The sequence below is a fragment of the Micromonospora sp. NBC_00421 genome, assembly GCF_036017915.1.
Taxonomy (GTDB): Bacteria; Actinomycetota; Actinomycetes; order Mycobacteriales; family Micromonosporaceae; genus Micromonospora.
Map to the genome: position 1 here is coordinate 4868405 of NZ_CP107929.1, position 13738 is coordinate 4882142.

Sequence of the window (13738 nt, forward strand, 5' to 3'; positions counted from 1 at the left end):
GAACCTCCTAGCCGACAACCGGACGCGCTGACCGTAACCGGTCGACACGACCCGTCGGATCCGACGGTCGGCCCGCCGTGCACCCCCCGCACGAACCGACCGGAGGCGGCCCGGCCGCCGACCCGACCGGAGGCGGCCCCGGTCACCGCAGGTGCAGCACGTCCCCGGCGGCCAACCGGCGCTGGCCGGCTGCGGTGTCGACAAGCAGGTGCCCGTCGGCGTCCACGCCGGTGGCGAGCCCGGTCAGCGCGGATCCGTCGGGCAGCAGCACCCGTACCTGCCGGCCCACCGTGGCGCAGGAGGCCAGGTACGCCTCGCGCAGGCCGCACGCGTCGGCGTCACCGCCGGCGACCCGCCACCTGTCGTACCAGTCGGCGAGGGCGCGCAGCAGGGCCCGCAGCAGAGGATCACGATCGGTCGCGGTGGCACCGGCGAGTTGCAGCGAGGTGGCCGGCACGCCGGTCGGGTTCTCCGGCAGCTCGTCGGCGCGCAGCGTCACGTTCAGCCCGACACCGAGCACGATCGCGGGCGGCTCCGCTCCGCCGGCCGCCGGCACCGCCTCGGCCAGGATGCCGGCGCACTTGGCGTCGCCGATCAGCAGGTCGTTGGGCCACTTCAGGCCGGCGTCCAGCTCGGCCAGCAGGGAGACCGCCTCGACCAGCGCGACACCGGCGAGCAGGGGCAGCCAGCCGTACCCGGTCGGGGGGGCCGGTGGCCAGTCGCGCTCGGTGACGGCCTCGCCGGGCCGGAGCAGCACGCTGGTCGCGAGGCCCGCCCGGGGCGGCGACTGCCAGGCCCGACCGCGCCGGCCCCGGCCGGCGGTCTGCCGCTCGGCGACCACGACCAGACCCTCCGGCTCGCCGGCCCGCGCGGCGTCGGCCGCGTCGGCGTTGGTCGAGCCGGTCTCGGCCCGCAGGTCCAACCGCCGCCAGGGCCCCAGCGGCGCGGTCAACGCCCGGGACAGCCGTGCCGCCGACAACGGCGGTCGGTCCAGATCGGTGTACGGCGAGCCCGGCATCCCGCCAGCCTACGGGCCGGGCCGACCCCGCCGCCCCGCCAGCCTGCGGCGGAGGTCGCTGAGGCGTACTGCACAGCGGCGCGGGCCTGAACCATCGTTATATTCCCAGGGTGACTACCGAGACCGGGACCAACATCCACAGCACCGCGGGCAAGCTGGCGGACCTGGAGCGCCGGGTCGACGAGGCGGTGCACGCGGGGGCGCGCGGGGTGGAGAAGCAGCACGCGCGGGGCAAGAAGACCGCCCGGGAGCGGATCGGGCTGCTGCTCGACGAGGGCTCCTTCGTCGAGCTGGACGAGTTCGCCCGGCACCGGTCCGCCAACTTCGGGCTGGACCGCACCCGCCCGTACGGCGACGGGGTGGTCACCGGTTACGGCACCGTCGACGGCCGGCAGGTCTGCGTCTTCGCGCAGGACTTCACGGTCTTCGGTGGCTCCCTCGGCGAGGTCTTCGGCGAGAAGATCGTCAAGGTGATGGACCTGGCCATGAAGATCGGCTGCCCGGTGGTCGGGATCAACGACTCCGGTGGCGCCCGCATCCAGGAGGGCGTCGCCTCGCTCGGCCTCTACGGCGAGATCTTCTTCCGAAACGTCCGGGCCAGCGGGGTCATCCCGCAGATCTCCCTGATCATGGGCCCGTGCGCGGGTGGGGCGGTCTACTCCCCGGCGGTCACCGACTTCACCGTGATGGTCGACCGGACCTCGCACATGTTCATCACCGGCCCGGACGTCATCAGGACCGTCACCGGTGAGGACGTGGCGATGGAGGAGCTGGGCGGCGCCCGCACCCACAACACCCGCAGCGGCAACGCCCACTACCTGGCCGCCGACGAGGACGACGCGGTCGACTACGTCAAGGCGCTGCTGTCCTACCTGCCGTCGAACAACCTCGACGAGCCCGTCGTCTTCGACACCCCGGCCGACCTCGACGTCACCGACGCCGACCGGGAGTTGGACACGCTGGTCCCCGACTCGGCCAACCAGCCGTACGACATGCACCGGGTCGTCGCGCACGTCCTCGACGACGGGGAGTTCCTGGAGGTCCAGCCGCTCTACGCGCAGAACATGCTGGTCGGCTACGGCCGGGTCGAGGGTCGCCCGGTGGGGGTGGTCGCCAACCAGCCGATGCACTTCGCCGGCACCCTGGACATCGCCGCCTCGGAGAAGGCGGCCCGGTTCGTGCGCACCTGCGACGCGTTCAACATCCCGGTGCTGACCTTCGTGGACGTCCCCGGTTTCCTGCCCGGCACCGGCCAGGAGTGGGACGGCATCATCCGTCGGGGCGCGAAGCTCATCTACGCGTACGCCGAGGCCACCGTGCCGAAGGTCACCGTGATCACTCGCAAGGCGTACGGCGGGGCGTACGACGTGATGGGTTCCAAGCACCTCGGTGCCGACCTGAACTTCGCCTGGCCGACGGCGCAGATCGCGGTGATGGGGGCGCAGGGCGCGGTGAACATCCTCTACCGGCAGGAGCTGGCCGCCGCCGAGGATCCGGCCGCCGTCCGCGCCCAACGGATCGCCGAGTACGAGGACACCCTGGCCAACCCGTACATCGCCGCCGAGCGTGGATACGTCGACGCGGTGATCCCGCCGCACGAGACCCGTACCCAGATCGTCCGGGCGCTGCGGATGCTGCGGACCAAGCGGGAGACCCTGCCGCCGAAGAAGCACGGCAACATCCCGCTTTAGCCGGCCGCCCCGGCCGCCGGCGGCCCGCCCGGCGCGGACAGGTCAGCAGAGCGGGGGGCCACGCGGGCCGGTCAGCAGGGCGGGTCGGCGGCCGGGCAGAGCCGTCTCGCGGCCACCTCACCCAGGTCGATCAGGTCGGCGTAGTTTATCCCGGGTCCGGTGCCGTCGACCCGGTCGGCGACCGTGTCCGGGGCGGGCACGACCACGGTGACCAGGTCACCGACCCGGACCACCAGGGTGGTCTCGACGGTGGGGGGCCCGCCGACCGGCTCCCCGTCGGTCTGCGTCCGGGGTTGCAGCGCCACGTGCCGCAGCAGCACCGACTGGTCACCGGCGAAGTCCCGCACCGACGGCTCCCACCGGTGCTCCTGCTCCGTGCGGACCGGCTGCCGGCCGGTCGTCAGGGTGGACGCGGTAAGAGTCCAGTCCGGACACGCGTTGAGCAGCCGGTCGATCTCGCCGAAGAGCCACCGGCCCCGGGTCAGCTCGATCCGGTAGACGTCCTGGGTCAGCACCGGCCCGGCCGAGGCGTCGGCCCGGTACGACGGCCGGAGCAGGGTCTGCGAGCGGGAGGCACGCGACACCGGCAGTTGGGCGGCGACCTCGCGTTCCCGCCCGCACGATTCGAGCAGCGGGTCGACCCGGACGGTCTCGCCCAGCCCGGTCTCGCCGAGCCGTACCCCGGTCTTCGTGGGCAGTTCGGCGGGGGTGAGCAGCGCGTCGAGGGGGATCTCCACCCGGGACGGGGCCGGGGCTCCGGCGACCGGTGCCGAGGCCGCGACCGGGGCGGCCGGCGTCGACGACGGCACGGTGGCCCGCTCCCGCACCGCCCCGGCGGAGCCGGCGAGTACGACGAGCACCGTCACCGCCGACAGCGTCGCCGTACGACGGCTGCGGCGGCGGGCGCGGGCGCGGATCTCCGCCGGCTCGGGCCAGCCGACCTCGCGGAGATCCCGGTGCAGCCGCTCGACGAAGTACAGATCCTCACCCATCAGACCTCCTCCAGGTCAGAGACGGCGAGCAGTCCGGCGAGCGCAGCGCGCCCCCGGGAGAGCCGCGCCTTCACCGTGCCCACCGGGGCTGCGGTCTCCCGGGCCACCTCGGCGACGGGCATGCCGACCAGGTAGTAGAGGGCGAGCGCGGTGCGCTGCTCCTCGGGCAGTTGACGCAGGGCGGTGACCACCTCGAGCGTCTCGGTGCCGGGGCCGGGCACGCTCTCGGTCGCCCCGTGCCGCAGGTAGGCGCGGGCCCGACTGCGCAGGCTGCGCCAGCGGCTGACCGCGATCCGGGAGGCGACCACCCGTACCCAGGCCTCCGGGTCGTCGTAACCGCTCACCGTCGTCCAGCGCTGCCAGGCCCGGATGTACGCCTCCTGCACGGCGTCCTGCGCCTCGGCCAGGTTGCCGGTGAGCGCGCAGACGAAGGCGAGCAGCCGTTGCCGGCTGCCCCGATAGAACTCGTCGAACCCGTCGACGTCCGGCACCCTGGTACCTCCCCCGTGGCGGTCGCCTGTGACACGCACGCCGCGCCCCGGTGGGTTGCGTGTTCAGCCGGTCAATCTGGTCCCTCGACCACGCCGGTCAGCTCGGCCAGCGGGAACGTGCCGGCGGGAAGCCGGTCCCGGGCCAGCCGCCGCACCGCGACCTGCACTGCGGCGTTGGCCGGCGTGGGCACCCCGAGACGCCGGCCTAGCTGCACGATCTCCCCGTTGAGGTGGTCGGCCTCGGTGGAGCCGGCCGCCCGGGTCAGGCTCTGCCAGGTCGAGCTGCCGCTGCGCGGCTGACCGTCGACCGGCCGGGTGCCGACCCGACCGTCCCGCTCGGCCCGCTCCTCGTCGTCGCAGGGGTGCGCGATGCCCGCCGCGGCGAGCACTGTCGCGCCCTCGGCCCGGACCCGGTCGACCAGCCAGCGGGGGTAGTCCGCCCCGAACAGGGCCTGCACCCCGTTGCCGAGGTTGTTCAGCAGCTTGCCGTACTTCCAGCGCATCACGTCGTCCCGGACCGGGGCGACGAAGCCGGCCGCGGTCAGGTCCGCCGACACCGCCGCGTCGACCTTGTCGGCCCCCGCCGGGTAGCGGCCCAGGTGCAACACCCCCGGGTACGGGTGACCGCTGGCGATCACCACACCCGGATCGAGATGGGTGGCCGGCAACCAGACGCAGACCGGGTGGACGTCGGCGAACAGACGCAGCGCGGTCGGCTCGTTCGCCACCCCGTTCTGCGCGGTGAACAGCGGCAGCCGCTGCCCTGCCGTACCGCCACCGGTGACCGGGGCGTCCGCCCAGGCGTCCAGGGCGGCCCAGGTGTGCTGCGACTTGACGGTCAGCACCAGGACGGTGTCGGCCGGCAGCGGCTCCGGCCCCGGCCCGTCGGCGGCCGGCCCCCGCCAGGTCACCGCCCGGTCCGGGGTCCGCAGGGTGAGGCCCTGCCGCCGGATCGCGTCCAGGTGCGCCCCGCGCGCCACCAGCGTCACGTCGCGCCCGGCCTCCCCCAGCAGTACGCCGATGGTGCCGCCGACCGCGCCCGCCCCGATGATCACGTATCGCATCCCACCGATTCTGCCCCTACTCGGCGAGGTCGGCGATCCGGTGCCGGTCCGTCCGCCGGTGCCGGTCCGTCCGCCGGTGCTGCCGGCGGCCCGGCGCGGGATGCCGCTGGTGGTGCGGTCGCCGTGGAGTGGCCCGGGCGGGCGGCTTCAGAGCGGGATGCCGGCCTCGGTGAGCAGGGGGCCGGCCAGCAGCACCGCGCCGACGGCGAGGGCCAGCAGGTTGACCAGCCCGAAGACGACCACCCAGAGCAATGCCGGGAAGGGCGTCAGCCGGGCCAACTGGTCGGCGTCGGATTCGGGCATCCGGCCCCGGCTGCGCAGTCGTTGCAACTCGAAGACCGGCCGGACCCCGCCGAACAGCAGGAACCAGACCGACGTCCAGGCGAACACGGCCTGCACCTGCGGGGTGGCGTACCAGGAGACGACGAGCACCACACCGCCGGTGACCAGCAGGGAGAGCACCCCGAAGACGTTGCGGACCAGCAGCAGCATGGCCAGCAGCAGGGCCACCGCGACCCAGAGCAGCAGGGTGATCCGGTTACCGCCGAGCAGCCAGGCGCCGCCGAGCCCGACCAGCGACGGCGCGACGTACCCGGCGAGCAGGGTGAGGATCATGCCGGGGCCGGTGGGGCGGCCGGCGCTGAGGGTGAGCCCGGAGGTGTCCGAGTGCAGCCGGATGCCGTGCAGCCGCCGCCCGGTGAGCAGCGCCGCCAGGGCATGGCCGCCCTCGTGCGCGATGGTCACCGCGTTGCGGGCGATCCGCCAGGACGACCGGACGGCGACGACCACCAGCGCGGCCAGCGCGGTGAGCAGCACCAGCAGGGGCGGCGGGTCGGGTTGGGCGCTGAACAGCCGGTCCCAGAGGTCGCCCAGCCCGTCGATCGACACCATGGCCGGGGAGCCTACCCGGCCGGATCGCGTCGCTCGCCGGTCGTCGCCTCGTATCGTGTGAGACTGACCGGACGGCGAGCGGAGCGGGAGGTGAGGGCCAGTGAGCGCGGCTCCCCTGGAACACCACGTCGGCCTCTGGACCGAGGCCGACTACCTCGCCATGGGCGACACCCCCCACCGGATCGAACTGCTCGACGGGAGCCTGATCGTGAGCCCTGCCCCGAGCAAGCGGCACCAGCGGGTGTCTCGCCTGCTGGCCAACAGCGTCGAGGCCGCAGCGGGTCGACTGCTGGTGTTCGAGGCGGTGAACCTCCGGCTGGGGGTGGACCGGATCGTGATTCCCGACGTGGTGGTCGCCGACACCGACGACGAGGGCACGGTGGTCGAGGCCGGCGAGGTCGCTCTGGTCTGCGAGATCGTCTCGCCGGGCAACGCCGCCGCCGACCGCCTGGTCAAGATGCAGCTCTACGCGATCGCCCGCATCCCGTGGTACCTGCTGGTCGAGCAGGACGGTGACGCGTACTCGCTGCGGCTGCACCGGCTCGACGGCACGCACTACATGGAGGACCAGGTGGCGAAGGCCGGTGAGACGCTGAGCCTCACCGAGCCGTTCCGCTGGCAGCTCGACCCGGCCGCGCTGCGCTGATCCGACCCGGCCCACCGGCTGACACCGCCTCTGGCCTGCCCTGACCGGTTCGGATCACCCGCGTCGCATTCGACCCTTGTCGATGAAAGTTTCCTTAAGCCCTCTTGCGATCAAGGGCAGGAATCTCCAAGGATTGGCGTCAATCGATTGGCGTCCCTGGAGGAATCCATGACCCGTACCAGATTCTCGTTGCGCCGGCTGTTCGCCGCCGGTCTCACCGTCGCCGCCACCGCGGCCGCGGCCCTCGTCGCCACGGCCGCGCCCGCGGCCGCCGCCACCACCGCCGGCGTCGACGTCTCCCGCTACCAGGGCACCATCAACTGGACCAGCGTCCGCAACGCCGGCATCGAGTTCGCCTTCATCAAGGCCACCGAGGGTACGACCTACAAGGATCCGAACTTCAACGCCAACTACGTCAATGCCTACAACGCCGGGGTGATCCGCGGGGCGTACCACTTCGCCCGGCCGAACGTCTCCTCAGGCGCCACCCAGGCCGGCTACCTGGTCAGCAACGGCGGGGCCTGGTCGGCGGACAGCCGTACCCTGCCGGCCGCACTGGACATCGAGGCCAACCCGTACAGCGGCGGCACCTGCTACGGGCTGTCCACCACCGGGATGCGCAACTGGATCCAGGACTTCCTCAACACCTACCGCTCCCGCACCGGCCGGTACGCGGTCATCTACACCACCACCAGCTGGTGGAACCAGTGCACCGGCAGCTGGACCGGCCCGTGGGCCAACCACCCGCTCTGGCTGGCCCGTTGGGCGAGTTCGGCGGGCACCCTGCCCGCCGGTGCCCCGGTCTGGAGCTTCTGGCAGTACACCAGCACCGGCAGCGTCTCCGGGATCAGCGGGAACGTCGACCGCAACTACTGGAACGGTGACCGCTCCCGGCTGGTCGCGCTGGCGAACAACACCTGATCGACGCGGCACACCGGTCGGCGGCAGCGGGATCGGTCATCACCGTACGGTCGATGACTGGTCCGGCTGCCGCCGTCGTGGTGGTGCCGACGTGTCGGTCTGCCGACTCAGGCGCTCCTGCGGGTGGTCAACGGCACGCTCACGGCGTCCGTACCGGTCAGCGCGGCCCGCCGGCTCAGCCGCCAGGCGGCGACACCGGCGGCGGCGACCGTCACGACGACCAGCGAGACCAGCGCGGTCAACGGGGTCACCCCGGCGTTCAGCAGCAACAGGACGACATCGCCGAGGGCGACGAGCATCCACAGTGCCAGTCGGGGCCGGGCGTCCCTGCGTCGGTAACTCATCTCGGTACCTCCTTCCGTCGTCCCAGGACAGGTACCCCGAACGACGCAAGGTCATTCGAAACGATTTCACCCCGGACGGGAATCCCCGGATCAGTTCTTCCGGTCCGGCACGAACCGGCTGGTGATCAGGGCGAAGTTGTCGAGGTTGGCGTTCCAGTCCTTCTCCGCCACCTCCCAGCGCATCCCGTAACCCCGGTTCGTGGCGGTGACGAAACCCCTGTTGCGCACCCGGAGCCGGGTGTTGTCCCGGGTCTCGTACCAGTCCCAGTCGGCGCAGGTGCGATAGCCGCCGCACGCCTTGATGTCGATGTACTGGTAGTTCTTGACGTAGTTCTTCCGGGCCGATTCCTTGCTCTTCCAGTCGGCGACCGCGTCCTTGAGCGGGCTGGACGTCCACTGGATGAACAGCTCCCGCACCCCGCCCGGCTCGGTGATGACCACCGAGTCGGAGCGGACGCTGCGTCGCCAGCCCTTCGGCACCGGCACGCTGAACGTCGGCCCCTTGTACATCTCCCAGCCCTCCGGCAGCGCGTTCGGATCGGCGGAGGGGGTGGCCGACGGGGTCGGGCTGGGCGCGGCGCTTGTCGGTGGCGGGGCCGCCGGAGCCGACGTCGGGGCGGCGGAGGAGGTCGCGGCACTTGTCGGGTCGGCCTGCGGGGTGCCGTCCCCCGGGTCGTCGGAGCGGGTCAGCAGCGGGACGACGAGCGCCAGCCCCACCAGCAGCACCGCCACCAGCGCACCGATCAGCAGGTTGCGCCGCTTGTGGTCCGGTGGCGTCCCGTCGTACACCGGGACGGACGCCCGGCCGGCGGGGCCGGCGGGCGGACTGACCGGCACGTCCAGCACGGCGGTGGGGTTGCCCGGCGGGGGTGGGTCGACCCGGCCGGCACCGGCCGCCGGGGTGACCTTGCTGGTCGGCCCGACAACCTTGCTGGTCGGCCCGGCACCGGCGTCGGCCGGCGCGGCGACCTTGCTGGTCGGCCCGGTGTCGGCAGCAGTCGACGGTACGACGCTGGTGGGCGCGTCGGCCGGCGGGTCCACCGTGCTGGCAGGTGCGGCATCGGCATCGGCCGGCGGGGTGACCTTCGTGGTGGGTCCGGCGTCCACACCCGCCGGCACCTTCGCGGTGGCGTCCCCACTGGCCGTCGACCCGGCAACCGGCGACCCGGTGACGGTGGTCTCCTCCGCCGCCTGGGACGCCGCCGCGCCACTGTCGGTCGCGGCCTTCGCGGCGCTGCTGCCGGACGTGGCCTTGGCGGCAGCACCGTCTGATGTGGCGTTCGCGGCGGCGGTGCCGGCTGCGGCGGCGGTGCCCGCCGCAGCGGCCCGGTACGGCGGGGTCCCACCCGCCGGGCGGGGTGCCGGCACCACCGGTGCGCGTGGCTCCCGCGGACCGTTAGGCCCGGGTCGGCGTACCCCGTCGAGCAGTGAGATGCCCCTGGCGCGCTTGCCAGCGGCCCGACGCAGCATGCGCTCCGCGACCTCGGCGGTGATCCGCTCGGCCGGGTCCTTGCGGAGCAGGCCGGTCAGCACCGGCTTCAGCGGGCCGGCGTTCCTGGCCGGCGGCAGCGGTTCGGTGGCCAGCGCGGCCAGCGTGCCGATCGCCGACGGCCGGGCGTACGGCGACTTGCCCTCCACCGCGGCGTAGAGCGTCGCCCCCAGCGACCAGAGGTCCGCCTCCGGACCGGCGGTGCCGTCCCGGGCCCGCTCCGGCGCGATGTACGCGGGCGAACCGAGCACCATGCCCGTCCGGGTGACGTTCGGGTCGCCGGGGATGGTGGCCAGTCCGAAATCGGTCAGCACCACCCGCCCGTCGGTGCCGAGCAGCACGTTGCCCGGCTTGACGTCCCGGTGCATCACACCCGCCTTGTGGGCGGACTTCAGCGCGCCCAGCACGCCCAGGCCGATCTCCACCGCGCGGGCCGGCGGCACCGGCCCGTCCTCGGCGAGGGTGTCCTGCAACGACTTCGACGCGACGTACTCCATGACGATCCACGGGTCGCCGTCGGTGCGCAGCACGTCGAAGATGCGGACCACGTTGACGTGGTTGAGCCGGGCGATGGCCCGCGCCTCACGCAGCGACCGCTCGCGCATCTCGCGGCGCTCGTCGTCGGTCAGACTGGGCGGCGGGACGAGTTCCTTGATGGCGACGTCCCGGTGCAGGACCTCGTCGCGCGCCTTCCAGACCCGGCCCATGCCACCCTGACCGAGCGGCGAGAGCAGCCGGTACCGGTCAGCGACGAGTTGGGAAGGCACATCAGACATCGGTGAGACGGTACCCGGCCCCGCCGACGCGCACACCGCCGGCACGCCACTGTGCGACGTGGGTCAACTTGTCGACGCGTACCCTGGCGTCATGTCTGCCGAAGAGCCGCTGTTCCGGATCGTCCGGGGGATCCCGACCGTCGAGGAACTTGCCGCACTGGTGGGCGCGATCGCGCTCCGTTCCCGGCCCGCCGGCACACCCGGGCCGGTGACGAGGTCCGAGTGGGCCTGCAGCGCCCGTCCGGTCGGCGTCGCCCCGGTGACCGGTCGCGGTGCCTGGCGCGCCTCCGGCCTGCCCCGCTGACGGCCTGCTCTGCCGGACGTCGGGGCTGCCGGTCGGGGCTGCCGGGATCGCCGCGCACCCACTAATCTCACTCTGGGAAACGGTGTCGTGACAGTCGGGAGGACCAGTGATTCCTGAGGAGGGCCGTCCAGCTTCCTGGCTGGGTGACTACGGCGGCATCGAGGCCGACATCCGACAGATGCGGGAGTTCGCCGACCAACTCCAGACCGAGGTCGAACGGAACTACACCCCGCACCTGCGCTACATCGCCGACGACATGACCGCCGCCGTGCCCAACCCGTGCGACGCGTTCATCGAGCTGGTGCACTTCCTCCAGGCGCACTGGGAGACCCAGCAGGCTACCTCCGACCTGGTGCACGGCCTGGCCGGGGCCACCGGGCGGCTGGCCGCCGCCGCCAACCGGATCGCCACCGACTACCAGGGCGCCGACGCCTTCGCCAAGGCCCGGGTGACCGACGTCGAACGCGCGTTGCACGGCGCGTACGCCACCCCGTCCACCCTCGCCGGCCGTTCCTCGTGGACGGCGCCCGAGCCCAACAGCCCAGAGAATCCGGGTCCGGTGGTGCTGCCGTGATCGAACGGGGCAGCGGCCGCACGTCCGGCCTCACCGACTGGCAACTGATGGACGTGCTCAGCATGTGGGCCTGCCTCCAGGACCAGGAGACCCAGGGGCACTGGAAGCACGTCACCGGGTGGCGCAAGGTCTGCGACCTCGCCCAGGCCCACCTGCGGCGACTACGGCAGTACCGCAGTGGCCTAGCCGAGGCGTGGCCGCCCGCGACCAATGCCGCCGCCCGGACGTACCTCGGCGAGCTGGACGAGCTGATCAGCAAGGTGCAACACACCCACGACACAGCCGCCGCCAACCACGACGCCCTCGCCGCCGCCGCCCGCGCCATCGACAGCGCCAGACCGGAGATCAAGCGGCTGCGCGACGACTACGCCACGAAGCTCGGCCGGAAGCGAGGGTACGAGGCGACGCTCGCCGACCCCAAGGCGGCAGCGGGCAGCCGGGTGGTCGACCCGCCGGTGACCGACGCGGACCTGGAGAAGTTGAATGTGCAGGCGCGCGGGATCATGTTCGGGCTCAGCGGAGAACTCCAACAAGCCCAAGTAATGCTCCAAAAACCCCCGCCAAAGCCAAGGCCAACCCCAGGCATAGATCAAAATAATCCAGACATATATTCGCCGTCCTTCGCAGCGCCTACTATTCCTCCAATCTTGCCAGTCCCAGTCACGCCAGCAACAACCGCCGCAGCTCGACCGGGGGTAAACGATCAACTTGGAATGCCACAGAAGCATGCGGCCTCCAATTCGGGCCCAATTCTCGGCAGCGCCAGCGCCGGAATTGCTTCACATCCCGCCACACAGGGATCCTCCAGCTCGCCGCCGCAGGGCACTCATGGAAACAAGGCCACTGGCTCCCCCCTCCCGCCCATAGCCAAAACAACGGGCAGAGATGGTCCACCGGGACCCATTCGGGGCCCATTGATCCCCCCCTCTCGTACAGGCTTCGGCGGCGTTCATGGCTCCTCACCTTCCGTTTCTCCTCGCCCTATGCCACCGGGGGGATTAATTGGAGGCGCACCAGGGGTTGGATTCGGTCAACCAAGCGGCACCGCTCCAGCACGCCGAGTCAATCCGATCGGAGGAGTAATTGGCGGCGGCGGGGCAGGAACGACACCGACCGGCGCAGCGGGTTCACGGCCTGGTGGTGGGCGAATCAATCAGTCAGGCGGTGGCATCCCTGTCATCCCTCCAACAAGCAACGGTACCAGCCCTCAGCGCGGATCACTTGGCCGATCCGACCGCGGTGGCTCACGCGAAGAGGACTCACGCCGCTGGGATCCAGATCAGCCCTGGCAGATCAATGAAGGCGGACCTCCGGTAGTTCGCCCTCCCGACGAGCAGGGTCCCATCAACCCTGGACCAGCCATCGGACTTGATCGTTGATAGAAAAAGCCGCCTACATAGCGATTAATATTCTTCTTCTATCCTCAGCGACCCTCTGGGTTGCACCCTCCGACGCAGCAGCCCAAATGGAGAGCGGCACCAAGAAAATTCGAGAGGATCAGTGGCATCTTCGATATCTTAAGGTCGACGATGCGCACCGAATTAGCCAGGGCGCAGGCACCATAATAGCAATACCCGATACGGGTGCCGCCAGACATCCAGACCTGCAGAGAAATCTTCTCGCAGGGATCGATCTGACAACCAGAGGGGAAAGCGATGGCCTGCAAGATCAGGATAGTCATGGCACTGGGATGGCGGGCTTAATTGCCGCGCACGGTCGGCTGAAATCGGGCGCTTTAGGAATAGCTCCAAAATCCAAGATTTTACCCGTTCGCATAAAGCGAACTAATGAACAAGGCGCTAGCGACGATTTAGCCGCCGGCATCGACTATGCCGTCTCGCACAAGGTAAGCGTAATCAGTATTTCAATGGCGGGCGATCCAGATATTCAATTACAAAAAGCGGTCAGAGGTGCAATTGAAGCGAACATCGTCGTTGTGGCGGGAGCAGGCAATCTACCGAGTCGACGAAGCGTTGGTTACCCAGCCGCATATCCAGGCGTCATAGCGGTCGGCGGGACTAACCAACATGGTCAACACGCGCCTATTTCTGTGAGTGGGCCGGAGGTTGATGTTGTCGCGCCTGCGGTTGACATCTACAGCACCAGCATCAACGGTAAGTACCGCAAGGGCACCGGTACGTCTGACGCCACTGCGATTGTGGCTGGTGCGGCGGCCTTGGTCCGGTCGAAGTACCCCTACCTCCCCGCTTCAGAGGTCGTACACCGACTCACGGCCACCGCCGTCGACAAGGGCCCGCCCGGTCGGGACGACGAATACGGCTACGGCGTCATCGATCTGGTGGCCGCCCTCACCGCCGACGTTCCACCCCTCGGCTTCGAAAGCGCCACGGCCACCGCGCCGAACACCGGGGCGACGAGCGCAGCCGCGCAGCCGGCCGGCGGGAAAAGCGACAGCGGTGCCACCGTACGAGGGTGGGCCACGCTGGGGGTGATCGTGGCCGCCGGGTGCGGATTCCTGGTGTGGCGTCGACGTCGACGTGCCGACGACCCGCCCCCGCGGATCAGCCGGTAGCGTC

13 protein-coding genes are annotated in these 13738 nt (G+C 71.1%); 6 read left to right on the top strand and 7 right to left on the bottom strand.

Features of this window, described 5'->3' with window-relative positions; genetic code table 11:
• Positions 1-142: 142 nt before the first annotated feature.
• The gene (locus OHQ87_RS20420; protein WP_328340147.1) at positions 143-1018 is read right to left on the bottom strand and encodes a biotin--[acetyl-CoA-carboxylase] ligase; all 876 of its coding nucleotides are present in this window, start codon (positions 1016-1018) and stop codon (positions 143-145) included.
• A 110-nt stretch (positions 1019-1128) separates the two neighbouring features.
• On the opposite strand from OHQ87_RS20420, the gene OHQ87_RS20425 reads away from it, so the two are divergent.
• On the top strand, positions 1129-2709 hold the full coding sequence (locus tag OHQ87_RS20425; RefSeq protein ID WP_328340148.1) for an acyl-CoA carboxylase subunit beta: 1581 nt from the start codon (positions 1129-1131) through the stop codon (positions 2707-2709).
• A 71-nt stretch (positions 2710-2780) separates the two neighbouring features.
• Here OHQ87_RS20425 and OHQ87_RS20430 read toward each other — a convergent pair whose 3' ends face one another.
• The 4 genes from OHQ87_RS20430 to OHQ87_RS20445 all read right to left on the bottom strand — a co-directional run bounded on the left by OHQ87_RS20430 (position 2781) and on the right by OHQ87_RS20445 (position 6147).
• A complete protein-coding gene (locus tag OHQ87_RS20430) occupies positions 2781-3701 on the bottom strand; it encodes a hypothetical protein (protein WP_328340149.1) in 921 nt (306 codons plus the stop codon).
• On the bottom strand, positions 3701-4192 hold the full coding sequence (locus OHQ87_RS20435) for a SigE family RNA polymerase sigma factor (protein WP_328340151.1): 492 nt from the start codon (positions 4190-4192) through the stop codon (positions 3701-3703). Before OHQ87_RS20435 ends, OHQ87_RS20430 begins: the two co-directional genes overlap by 1 nt.
• Before the next feature lie 71 nt (positions 4193-4263).
• Complete coding sequence (locus tag OHQ87_RS20440) at positions 4264-5256, bottom strand: ketopantoate reductase family protein (RefSeq protein WP_328340153.1); 993 nt, start codon at positions 5254-5256, stop codon at positions 4264-4266.
• Between the two features lie 147 nt (positions 5257-5403).
• A complete protein-coding gene (locus OHQ87_RS20445) occupies positions 5404-6147 on the bottom strand; it encodes a M50 family metallopeptidase (protein ID WP_328340156.1) in 744 nt (247 codons plus the stop codon).
• A gap of 100 nt (positions 6148-6247) precedes the next feature.
• Between OHQ87_RS20445 and OHQ87_RS20450 the strand changes: the two genes are divergently transcribed.
• Both OHQ87_RS20450 and OHQ87_RS20455 read left to right on the top strand, forming a co-directional pair.
• Complete coding sequence (locus OHQ87_RS20450; RefSeq protein WP_328340159.1) at positions 6248-6793, top strand: Uma2 family endonuclease; 546 nt, start codon at positions 6248-6250, stop codon at positions 6791-6793.
• A 168-nt stretch (positions 6794-6961) separates the two neighbouring features.
• Positions 6962-7714, top strand: coding sequence for a GH25 family lysozyme (locus OHQ87_RS20455; protein ID WP_328340161.1), 753 nt, complete (start codon positions 6962-6964; stop codon positions 7712-7714).
• A 107-nt stretch (positions 7715-7821) separates the two neighbouring features.
• Here the strand turns inward: OHQ87_RS20455 and OHQ87_RS20460 are convergent, their stop codons facing one another.
• Together OHQ87_RS20460 and OHQ87_RS20465 are read right to left on the bottom strand one after the other, a co-directional pair.
• The gene (locus OHQ87_RS20460) at positions 7822-8058 is read right to left on the bottom strand and encodes a hypothetical protein (protein ID WP_328340162.1); all 237 of its coding nucleotides are present in this window, start codon (positions 8056-8058) and stop codon (positions 7822-7824) included.
• A 90-nt stretch (positions 8059-8148) separates the two neighbouring features.
• Complete coding sequence (locus tag OHQ87_RS20465) at positions 8149-10323, bottom strand: protein kinase domain-containing protein (RefSeq protein WP_328340164.1); 2175 nt, start codon at positions 10321-10323, stop codon at positions 8149-8151.
• A 91-nt stretch (positions 10324-10414) separates the two neighbouring features.
• On the opposite strand from OHQ87_RS20465, the gene OHQ87_RS20470 reads away from it, so the two are divergent.
• From OHQ87_RS20470 to OHQ87_RS20480, 3 genes are all read left to right on the top strand, one after another.
• Positions 10415-10627 (top strand): acyl-CoA carboxylase subunit epsilon, encoded by a 213-nt coding sequence (locus tag OHQ87_RS20470; RefSeq protein ID WP_328340166.1) that lies wholly within the window; start codon positions 10415-10417, stop codon positions 10625-10627.
• Positions 10628-10733: 106 nt separating this feature from the next.
• Complete coding sequence (locus OHQ87_RS20475) at positions 10734-11201, top strand: hypothetical protein (protein ID WP_328340168.1); 468 nt, start codon at positions 10734-10736, stop codon at positions 11199-11201.
• Positions 11202-12609: 1408 nt separating this feature from the next.
• Positions 12610-13734: a S8 family serine peptidase gene (locus OHQ87_RS20480; RefSeq protein WP_442930845.1), complete on the top strand. Its 1125-nt coding sequence runs from the start codon at positions 12610-12612 to the stop codon at positions 13732-13734.
• Positions 13735-13738: the final 4 nt, after the last annotated feature.

What these genes read in the sequence shown, in the direction of transcription:
- OHQ87_RS20455 (WP_328340161.1), top strand. Translation starts at nt 6,962, where the DNA reads ATGACCCGTACCAGATTCTCGTTGCGCCGGCTGTTCGCCGCCGGTCTC.
- OHQ87_RS20420 (WP_328340147.1), bottom strand. Translation starts at nt 1,018, where the DNA reads ATGCCGGGCTCGCCGTACACCGATCTGGACCGACCGCCGTTGTCGGCG.
- OHQ87_RS20460 (WP_328340162.1), bottom strand. Translation starts at nt 8,058, where the DNA reads ATGAGTTACCGACGCAGGGACGCCCGGCCCCGACTGGCACTGTGGATG.
- OHQ87_RS20470 (WP_328340166.1), top strand. Translation starts at nt 10,415, where the DNA reads ATGTCTGCCGAAGAGCCGCTGTTCCGGATCGTCCGGGGGATCCCGACC.
- OHQ87_RS20465 (WP_328340164.1), bottom strand. Translation starts at nt 10,323, where the DNA reads ATGTCTGATGTGCCTTCCCAACTCGTCGCTGACCGGTACCGGCTGCTC.
- OHQ87_RS20445 (WP_328340156.1), bottom strand. Translation starts at nt 6,147, where the DNA reads ATGGTGTCGATCGACGGGCTGGGCGACCTCTGGGACCGGCTGTTCAGC.
- OHQ87_RS20440 (WP_328340153.1), bottom strand. Translation starts at nt 5,256, where the DNA reads ATGCGATACGTGATCATCGGGGCGGGCGCGGTCGGCGGCACCATCGGC.
- OHQ87_RS20430 (WP_328340149.1), bottom strand. Translation starts at nt 3,701, where the DNA reads ATGGGTGAGGATCTGTACTTCGTCGAGCGGCTGCACCGGGATCTCCGC.